Genomic DNA, 9,430 nt, shown 5'->3' with positions numbered 1-9,430 from the left:
CGTCAATATGAGATTATAACTAATAACTTATATGCGGTCATGCTTCGCCCTCTTCCAAACTGAAATGCACCCGTTTTTTTCTTGTGGAATGGGCCCCAGAGCCCGTTCCCAAAATAGATTAAAAGGACGTTTGCAAGATATCTATTACCTAAGCAGCAACTTTTGTTCTCACCAGACTGACAAAATTTGACAGCATTTGCAATCCCGTAGTCGAAGATTTTTCCGGGTGAAATTGCACGGCGATCAGATTGTCTTTAGCGATCGCCGCCGTCACAGTTTGGCTTCCATGGGTAACCACCGCAGCTTTTACTGTTGAATCAACCGGATCGACATAATAAGAATGCACTAAATAAACCCAAGGTTGAGGTGAGAGATTTTGCCACAGTGGCAAATTGGGCTGAGTGTATTCTAATTGATTCCATCCCATGTGCGGAATGGTCAACCCCGGTTCCGATCGAAACCTGCGCACTTTTCCCGCAATAATTCCCATCCCCGGTTCCGTACCTTCTTCGGAACTGTCAAACAGCATTTGCAAACCCAAACAAATGCCTAAAAAAGGTTTCCCCGAGGCGATCGCACTTTTTATCGGTTCTATCAAATTGCGCGATCGTAAATGCTGCATCGCCGGATCGAAGGAACCTACTCCCGGCAAAACCACCGCATCAGCCTGCTCGATGATAGCAGGAGAATCCGTAATTTTTGGCACTGCACCCACATTTTCCAAGCCTTTACAGACCGAGTGGAGATTGCCCATGTCATAGTCCACTACTGCAATGACAGACATTGACTTACTTGCCTTATATTATTAATATCGTTATTGTTGCACAAAATCACCCATAACAAAGGTTCGCTCGTTCCGACTTCAGTCCGCAGAAATTGATGCGGACTGAAGTCCGAACGAGCGAACCTATTTGATTGCGATCGATAGACGGGACATTATATGACTAAAAAAATCCTGCTAACCTCATTTGATACCTGGCTTCCCCATCAGAAATCCAACTCTTCCGACGATTTATTAGCCAAAATTTCCCAAATTGAATCTTTGCCAGATTCGCTAACTTTTTTGAGAAAACTGCCCGTAGATTTCCAGGAAGCGCCGAGTTTGGCGATCGCCCAAATCAACCAAATCCAACCCGAAACCATTATCTGCTGCGGCATGGCCGAAAGCAGACAAAAATTAACCGTAGAATCCTGCGCTTGCTGCGATACAGACATTCTGAAAACACCAGTCAATCTCGAACCGCTAGTCGCTGATTTAGCCGCAACCGAAATCAGTCACGAAGCAGGGAAATATGTTTGTGAAGCTCTCTATTACGCAATTTTAAAACACCTTGGCGATTCTCAACTTAGCACCAAATGTATTTTCGTCCACGTCCCAATTTTGACAGAGAAAAATATCGACAAAATTGTCGCCGATTTTTTATTAATTATACGCCGCTTAACTGTACGCAGGGACTAGAAACCGGGTTTCTACGAATATTTCTCGTTACTTAGCGCAAAAACTCGTAGAAACCCGGTTTCTGAGATGGAGTGCGAAAATAGCAACTACCAAGTCTTTACCCGCCGTAATTCCAGCCGGTACTTTCTAACAGCAACGGATTTCCCTCGCGGTGAACCCCCGCACCGATAACTTCTCCCACATAAACCGTGTGATCCCCATGTTCCACAGCACCGACAACATTGCACTCAATGTAACCCAGAGTATCCGAGATAATCGGACAACCAGTTTCCGGGCCAGCATAAAATTCTACATCCTCAAATTTATTGCCAACCCGGCGCTGCGGCTTAAAGAATTTCTGGGCTAATTCTTTTTGTCCAGCTTCCAAAAAACTCAAAGCAAACACACCGCTGGCTTTGATCATGGCGTGGGATTTAGAGTCTTGCTTGACGCAGTTGACGACTAAGGGAGGGGTAAAGGAAGATTGCATCACCCAGCTAGCGGTGAAACCGTTGACTTCCTCCCCGTCTTTGACACCGCAAATGTACAATCCGTGAGGGATTTTGCGCAGGATGGTTTTTTTAGCTTGTTCGTCTAGCACGGGCTTACCTGTCGATCGATAAATTCTACACCGCCCAGTTTACCTTTTGCAGCGCCCAAACCCAACTGTCTTAAGGGCGATCGACAATATTACCTTTTTCTCTTCTTTCTCTAACTTCGCGCTCTTCGCGTCTTCGCGGTTCGTTAGATAGGCTTTCTTAAAGCGGGAAGCGGGTAAGTTTTAACTCAAAACTATGATGCAACTCCGTGCTTCTTAAACCAATCTTGAAGCTTTTTCCAAGCATCATTGGCTTCTTTTTCCCGATAAGTTGGGCGATAGTCGGCGTTAAAACCGTGGGGCGCATCTGGATAAAGCACAATTTCAGAACCGCTGCTGCCAGTTTTGAGAAGTAGTCGCATTTTCTCGACTGTATCGTTGGGAATTAAGTCATCTTTGCCGCCGTAAAGCCCCAATACTGGCACTTTCAAAGTTGCTGCAAGGTCGATCGGCTGTTTGGGAGTCAAAGGCGTAGAATCGCTAGCCAAACGCCCGTACCAAGCCGCGCCAGCCTTGACTTTCGGGTTGTGTGCCGCGTACAGCCAAACAATTCTGCCACCCCAGCAAAATCCGGTAATCCCTAACTTATCAATATTGCCCTTGGCTGACTTTTGCGCCCAATCGACGGTAGCATCTAAATCGGACATCACTTGAGCATCGGGAACTTTCGAGACAACTGTACTGACAATTTCTTGAATGTCGGTGATTTTAGAAACATCGCCTTGACGGGCAAACATTTCAGGGGCGATCGCCAAATAACCTAATTTAGCAAAACGGCGGCAAATATCTTGAATGTGCGCGTGAACCCCGAAGATTTCTTGAATTACTAAAATTACTGGAAAATTGCTACCGCTGGCCGGCATTGCTCTGTATGCTGGAATCTGCCCGTCTTTCACGGGAATTTTCACTTCACCTGCAACTAAACCCGTTGCATCTGTGGTAATAGTTGCCAAAGAAATAGGATGAACTGCTAAAGCAAATCCGGCGGTTAATGCGGTGACAGTGATAAATTGTCTGCGAGTTAAATCTTTCATTGGTAATTAGTCAGTTGACAGTTGACAGTTGACAGTTGACAGTTGACAGTTAACGGTTGTCAGTGGATAGTTGACAGTTGTCAGTGGATAGTTGTCATTGGGAATTCTTCCATCCGTTAAATCCGTTACACAATCCGCTGCCGAACTTGCTTCTCTCGGAACAGCCGATCGTGCTCTGGATGGTACAAGCGCGATCGTCCTTGAGCCTCTTTACCCAAAGCCGGACTAATCACATACATCGTCGTTCTGATCAAATTATGTTCGCGAGTGGCGATCGCCATTTTGTCAAGAGGAACCAGCACAATTTTCTCATCAGGCCAGCCCAACCGATAACAAATTGCCACAGGCAAATCAGACGCGTAATGTTCCATCAACTTAGCTTGAGCTTGTTCGACGTGTCGCGCGCTCAAATACAAGCACAAACTGGCTTGATGAGCCGCCAAACCAGCTAATTCTTCACGTTCTGGTACTTCAGTTCTGCCGCTAATTCTGGTCAAAATAATTGTCTGCACAACTCCCGGAACTGTCAACTCAATTTTAAGTTTAGCTGCGGCAAGTTGGAAAGCGCTAATTCCCGGAATCACCTCAAAAGCAATTCCAGCTTCAGCTAAAGCGTGCATTTGTTCGCCGACTGCGCCGTAGAGACAGGGATCGCCCGAATGCAGTCGGACGACGCTTTTGCCGTCGCGCACTCGCTCCACCATCAAAGGTACAATCTCTTCGAGAGTCTTATCTGCCGTTTGGATAACTTCAGCATCCGCGCGCACCCCCTCTAAAATTTGCTCTGGAACTAGGGAATCGGCAAATAATATGACATCGGCCGCAGCCAGTAATTTTTGAGCCTTAACAGTCAACAAATCCGGGTCTCCGGGGCCTGCACCTACAATGTATACGCCTGGAATTAGGGATGCAATCTCTGTCAAACTCATGGGTGCTCAAAAAAATTTGCTAAATTTACCGGCGCTTCCGGATGCACCTATTTTGGTTGGAAGTAAGGGATGGTAGATGCACCCTGGTTTTGAGCCCTAGAGACTAACGTCTCTGGGGTTTTTTATTGATCCTCTGGGGATTTGGGAGCAACCTTTGTGCGATCGCCCGTGGCTGATATCACATCTGGCAAAGGTCGATCGAGCAAATAAAGCCAAGCCAAACCGCCCAAACCTAACACAATCCCTGTCAAGCTTACCATCTGCGCCGTCCGCAGCGGCCCGAACATCAAACTATCAGTTCGCAACCCTTCAATCCAGACTCTACCGCAACTGTAAGCTGCGATATAAACCAAAAACAAAGCACCAGTTTTTAATCTAATTTTACCCTGCAAATCGCGGAAAAACAAAGTCAGCAGCAACCCGAATACTGTCAAATTCCACAGGGATTCGTAGAGAAATGTGGGATGGAAATATTCAAAATTAGCATAGGCGATCGGGCGGCTGTTTGCAGGAATATAGAGTTTCCAAGGCAAATCCGTAGGACTACCAAAAGCTTCGGAGTTAAAGAAATTTCCCCAGCGTCCGATCGCCTGACCGAGAATTGCCGAAGGCGCGATTAAATCGGCCAATTGCCAAAAAGAAACTCGCTGGATTTTCGCAAAAATCAAAGCTGCGATCGTGCCGCCCAAAATTGCGCCGTGAATGGCAATTCCGCCTTTCCAAATCGCAATAATATCTTCAGGTCTCTGGGCGTATTGCTGCCACTCAAAAGCTACATAGTAAATTCTAGCGCACGGAATAGCGCCCAGAACCAGCCAAATTGCTAAATCACCCAGCAATTCCGGGTTAACGCGGCGTTTTTCGGCCAAATATTGAGATAGACTGACCCCAATCAAAACAGCAGAAGCTATCAACAGTCCGTACCAACGGACGGCTAAGGGGCCGAGTTGAAAAATAATTGGGCCTGGCGATGTAAATTGAAAGCCTAGAGGTAGCGCGAGAATATTTAGCACCATGAAAGTTGAATTATTGTTGGTGGAAAGCAGTCAGATTTGCATACCCTTTAACAAACTACAGAGTTTATTTTAGGTGACTGCGGTCATTTACACGCAATATTTGGCGAATTTCGCCGAAATTAACTTTTTGGTAAAATAAAAATTACCACGGTTAAGATAGACTCTGGGCAAAAGTGGTACCACCTCAAAAAAATATCAAAAAAGAGTCAGAGCTAATGGCAGAAAGCACCACAGTTGTTTGCAGTCCCGTCTGGATCGGCTTTCAGAAGGCAGACCTCGATCGACAGATTTAACTATTATCAACGCTCTATCTAGGCGTTCTTGTCGTTAATGAAGTGGAAGGAGGACTCAATTTTAGGAGCAGAGGACTCGCCGGTATTTTGGGACGAGTTTTGGTCGTAGCCCAGCCAAATCAGGCTTGTGCGCAAAAATATTGACAAGTTAGCTTATCTCACTTAAGATACAACCATTCCTCATCAATACACTTAATTGTCGGATTTGTGACCAATAGTCCTGGGAAAACATCACCTGTGGCCCTTTGGCGCTGCTCCAACAACTGCACTAATCCAAATATCTCAGGTAGAATAACAACTTTGACTTTAAGTAAGTAAGTAGGACTCGATATCCAAAAAATATTTGAAGTAATATCCAAATATGAAAAAAAGTAAATTTCATAAAAAAATAATATGACATCATCAAAATTTTACATTCCTTCGTTGGATGGAATTAGGACTGTTTCTTTTTTAATTGTTTTTTTATCTCATGCAGGAATGGGTTATATTGTGCCCGGAGGATTGGGTGTAACAACTTTTTTCTTTTTGAGCGGTTATCTAATTACAACCTTGCTGAGACGTGAATACGAACAAAATCAAGTGATTAATATCAAATATTTTTATTTGCGACGTGTAGTGCGAATACTCCCTGGCTTTTATGCAGTTTTATTTGTGGGAGCTATTTTAACATTGCTAGGGGTATTACAAGGCGAAATCAGACTGCCAGGTTTTTTAAGTCAGGCTCTACATTATTATAACTACTATGAATTTTTTAATGGTACCACTGGAGTAGCTGTTGGTACAGATGTGTATTGGTCTCTTGCCGTTGAAGAACACTTCTACTTAATTTTTCCTTTTTTATACATACTTTTAATGAAAATGCATTTGAAGCCCAAACAGCAAATGTTAATTTTTTGGGGTTTGTGTATATTGTTTCTACTGTGGAGATGTGTTCTAGTTTTTGGTATGGGAGCAGTTGAACAGCGGATATATCATTTATCAGATACCCGAATGGATAGCATATTGTTTGGTTGTGCATTAGCGGTCTATGGTAACCCAGTATTAGACGCTCCCTACGGATCAGAGCGACTTTGGAAGTATTTCTTACTACCATTAGGAATAACTTTAATTCTTTTGTCTTTGCTATTTCGTTATCCTGAGTTGGAAAATACAGTTCGTTTCACTGTTCAAGGTATTGGAATACATCTTTGTTTCGTACCTGCTATCCGTTTTCCAGATTGGCTAATATTTAAACCTCTAAATTGGAAGTGGGTGCGATTTGTGGGTTTACTTTCATACTCGCTTTATCTAGTACACGATACAACGATTAAAGGTATTCATTTTTATTTTAATCAAATGCCTATGGTTGTACAGGGATTGGCAAGTTTAATGATTTCCTTGATATTAGCCTATGCAATTTATAGGTATATAGAGTTACCATGCACCAAGCTCCGCAAGCGGTTTTCATCTTCTTCAAATTTAACGCCATAAAATATTTAGTAAGCAGAATTTTGCCAATTTCGTCACAGAAAGACGGCTGTTTGGGTCAAGAAGTTTTAGTATAGAGAGTGATCGTAAATTTTCGCTATGACCTATGTCTCCTACCTCCGTTTCTCAGGTGTACTCTTCTGGTAATTCCAGGGATGCGAATCAGTCTCGCAAGACTGCTGCTTTGGCTGTTGAGTCGGGTAAAATTCCGCCCTTGTTGGGCGCGAATTTGGCTGAGTTAACGGAGTGGGTACAGCAGCAGGGACAACCAGCTTATCGCGGTAAACAGTTGTATCAGTGGATTTATGAGAAAGGGGCGCGATCGCTCTCTGACATTTCTGTATTCTCTAAACAATGGCGCGAGACGGTTGCTAAAATTCCGATCGGGCGATCGACTATTCATTGGCGATCGGTCGCACCAGACGCCACCGTAAAGTATCTCCTAAAATTAGCAGACGGTCAAATCATTGAAACCGTCGGCATTCCCACCGAAAAACGGCTGACAGTGTGCGTCTCAGCCCAAGTTGGCTGTGCGATGGGCTGCGACTTTTGCGCCACGGGTAAAGGCGGTTTCAAGCGCAACTTAGAAGTACACGAAATCGTCGATCAAGTCTTGACAGTACAGCAAGATTTCGACCGCCGAGTCAGCCACATCGTATTTATGGGAATGGGCGAACCGCTGCTGAATTTCGATAATGTCGTAGCTGCTGTCAAGTGTTTGAATCAAGACGTAGGAATTGGACAGCGAAACATCACCATTTCCACAGTCGGAATCCGCAATCGCATCACCCAACTAGCCGAACATCAACTGCAAGTTACCCTCGCCGTCAGCCTCCACGCTTCCAATCAAAGACTGCGCGAAGAGTTGATTCCCAGCGCCCACCCTTATCCTTTGGGTGAGTTAATGGCAGAATGCCGCGAGTATGTGCGATCGACCGGCCGTAGATTAAGCTTTGAATACGTACTCTTAGCTAATGTCAATGACTTACCGGAACACGCAGCCGAGTTAGCAAGTCAGTTGCGCGGTTTTCAGTGTCATGTCAATTTAATTCCTTACAATCCGATTCAGGAAGCTGAATATCAGCGACCAACTCCCAATCGAATTAACAATTTTGTTACGGTTTTGAAGGAGAAGAAAATCGCCGTTAGCGTGCGGTATTCTCGCGGCTTAGAAGCAGATGCCGCCTGCGGACAATTGCGGGCTTCGGAGGTGGAGGATTAGATAGGCAAATAGGCAACGGAGGAAACGGCATTGCCGTTTCCTGATTGTGGCTAATATCAATTCCGGCTGCGCCGAAATGATATAGAGGACACGGCAGTGCCGTTTCCCTACACCAGATTAATTCTAGGGAAACGGCACTGCCGTGTCCTGATTTCGGGTTATATTAATTCCGATGCCACCAGACATCGCACCCGATCGCGATTAATTTTAGGGAAACGGCACGTGCCATTGGTGTCAACTTAAGCTCAAACGTAGTCAGAAACTGCTGTTTGACCATTAAGGCCAGATCCCCCCTAGCCCCCCGATCGAAGGGGGGGACAGGAGTCTTCTCAAAGTCCCCGCAACGATTCGGGGGATTTAGGGGGATCTAGACTTTGATAAAAGCGAGATTTATCAAGGGTTCTAGACTTAAGTTGACACGCTTTGGGCACGTGCAGTTTCCTCTATAGCAATCCTTAAATTGTTCGGAAATCGTTAACACCAATTAACGAGGCATTGACTCCGATCAAAGAGACGATCGCAATTCCATTCACCTTAATCAAAGTGGTGTTATTGCTCTGACTAATTTCCAATTGATTGAAACTCAAGCCACCAGACAATCCTAACACATCTTCGCCTTTGACAAAATCGGAAATAATATCGAGTCCGAGACTGTTTCCGACGACAAATATATCATTGCCCAAACCGCCAATCAAGCTATCGTTGCCTAAGCCTCCAAACAAAATATCGTTGCCTTCGCAACCGAGAAGTGTATCGTTACCTTTGTCTCCATAAATCGAATCATTGCCCTTACCGCCGTCAATTAGATCGTTGCCTTGACCGCCATAAACGAGGTCATTTCCGGCATCGCCAGACAAAGTATCGTCCCCAACTTCTCCAAACAGAGTATCATTGCCTTCGCTACCTAGGATTAAATCCTGACCGTTTCCGCCGAACAAAGTATCGTTTCCTTTACCGCCGTCGATAAAATCGTTACCTTCATTGCCCAAGATTAAGTCATTATCTTCTTGTCCGTTAAGTGAATCGTTTCCTTGATTCCCGAAAATAACATCTTTACCAAAACCGCCAATAATGATGTCGTTTCCTTTACCGCCCAACAGGATATCGTCTCCCTTGTAACCGTTAATGAAGTCATTGCCTTCATTGCCGTAAAAGATATCGTTAAGTTCGCCGCCAATTAGGTTGTCGTTACCTGCTTTGGCATCGAAGATATTTGGCTTGTTGCTGCCAACATAACCGTCATTTTTGGCAGTGCCGATTATGATGCCGGAATTGCCGTTGATAATATTATCAACTGGATTTGGTCGATCGAGGTTTGGTCGTTCAATGCGATCGCCAATGCAGGTTAGATCGGGCGTACCTGTAGGTGTGGGAGTTAGTGTGGGAGTTGGTGTGGGAGTTGGTGTGGGAGTTGGTGTGGGAGTTGGTGTGGG

9 protein-coding genes are annotated in these 9,430 nt (G+C 44.9%); 3 read left to right on the top strand and 6 right to left on the bottom strand.

All coding sequences use genetic code 11. The features are described from left to right. Window positions 1–148: 148 nt before the first annotated feature. A complete protein-coding gene (gene hisH / locus QT974_RS25905) occupies window positions 149–784 on the bottom strand; it encodes an imidazole glycerol phosphate synthase subunit HisH (RefSeq protein ID WP_333471281.1) in 636 nt (211 codons plus the stop codon). Between the two features lie 156 nt (window positions 785–940). Here hisH and QT974_RS25900 point away from each other — a divergent pair, with 156 nt between their 5' ends. Further along, on the top strand, window positions 941–1,459 hold the full coding sequence (locus QT974_RS25900; RefSeq protein ID WP_333471280.1) for a pyroglutamyl-peptidase I family protein: 519 nt from the start codon (window positions 941–943) through the stop codon (window positions 1,457–1,459). 97 nt (window positions 1,460–1,556) lie between these two features. Here QT974_RS25900 and QT974_RS25895 read toward each other — a convergent pair whose 3' ends face one another. The 4 genes from QT974_RS25895 to lgt form a co-directional block, all read right to left on the bottom strand. Then, on the bottom strand, window positions 1,557–2,039 hold the full coding sequence (locus tag QT974_RS25895; protein ID WP_333471279.1) for a flavin reductase family protein: 483 nt from the start codon (window positions 2,037–2,039) through the stop codon (window positions 1,557–1,559). Window positions 2,040–2,230: 191 nt separating this feature from the next. Then, the gene (locus QT974_RS25890; protein ID WP_333471278.1) at window positions 2,231–3,070 is read right to left on the bottom strand and encodes a dienelactone hydrolase family protein; all 840 of its coding nucleotides are present in this window, start codon (window positions 3,068–3,070) and stop codon (window positions 2,231–2,233) included. A 125-nt stretch (window positions 3,071–3,195) separates the two neighbouring features. After that, on the bottom strand, window positions 3,196–3,999 hold the full coding sequence (gene cobM, locus QT974_RS25885; RefSeq protein ID WP_333471277.1) for a precorrin-4 C(11)-methyltransferase: 804 nt from the start codon (window positions 3,997–3,999) through the stop codon (window positions 3,196–3,198). A gap of 122 nt (window positions 4,000–4,121) precedes the next feature. Continuing rightward, window positions 4,122–5,015, bottom strand: coding sequence for a prolipoprotein diacylglyceryl transferase (lgt, locus tag QT974_RS25880; protein WP_333471276.1), 894 nt, complete (start codon window positions 5,013–5,015; stop codon window positions 4,122–4,124). Between the two features lie 686 nt (window positions 5,016–5,701). Here lgt and QT974_RS25875 point away from each other — a divergent pair. Together QT974_RS25875 and rlmN are read left to right on the top strand one after the other, a co-directional pair. After that, window positions 5,702–6,778: an acyltransferase family protein gene (locus QT974_RS25875; RefSeq protein ID WP_333471275.1), complete on the top strand. Its 1,077-nt coding sequence runs from the start codon at window positions 5,702–5,704 to the stop codon at window positions 6,776–6,778. A 103-nt stretch (window positions 6,779–6,881) separates the two neighbouring features. Next, window positions 6,882–7,997: a 23S rRNA (adenine(2503)-C(2))-methyltransferase RlmN gene (gene rlmN, locus QT974_RS25870; protein ID WP_333471274.1), complete on the top strand. Its 1,116-nt coding sequence runs from the start codon at window positions 6,882–6,884 to the stop codon at window positions 7,995–7,997. 455 nt (window positions 7,998–8,452) lie between these two features. Here rlmN and QT974_RS25865 read toward each other — a convergent pair. Further along, a partial coding sequence (locus tag QT974_RS25865) for a calcium-binding protein (RefSeq protein WP_333471273.1) occupies window positions 8,453–9,430 on the bottom strand: 978 nt, incomplete at its 5' end.

Origin of the sequence: Microcoleus sp. BM001215392 (assembly GCF_036700185.1) — a bacterium.
Classification (GTDB): domain Bacteria; phylum Cyanobacteriota; class Cyanobacteriia; order Cyanobacteriales; family Microcoleaceae; genus Microcoleus.
Note: the sequence above shows the minus strand (reverse complement) of the source record. Positions and strands in the feature narration are given on the sequence as shown.

Bases quoted from the DNA above. Each gene is read 5' to 3' on its own strand.
- hisH (WP_333471281.1), bottom strand. From the start codon at position 784: ATGTCTGTCATTGCAGTAGTGGACTATGACATGGGCAATCTCCACTCG.
- QT974_RS25900 (WP_333471280.1), top strand. From the start codon at position 941: ATGACTAAAAAAATCCTGCTAACCTCATTTGATACCTGGCTTCCCCAT.
- QT974_RS25890 (WP_333471278.1), bottom strand. From the start codon at position 3,070: ATGAAAGATTTAACTCGCAGACAATTTATCACTGTCACCGCATTAACC.
- cobM (WP_333471277.1), bottom strand. From the start codon at position 3,999: ATGAGTTTGACAGAGATTGCATCCCTAATTCCAGGCGTATACATTGTA.
- lgt (WP_333471276.1), bottom strand. From the start codon at position 5,015: ATGGTGCTAAATATTCTCGCGCTACCTCTAGGCTTTCAATTTACATCG.
- QT974_RS25875 (WP_333471275.1), top strand. From the start codon at position 5,702: ATGACATCATCAAAATTTTACATTCCTTCGTTGGATGGAATTAGGACT.
- rlmN (WP_333471274.1), top strand. From the start codon at position 6,882: ATGTCTCCTACCTCCGTTTCTCAGGTGTACTCTTCTGGTAATTCCAGG.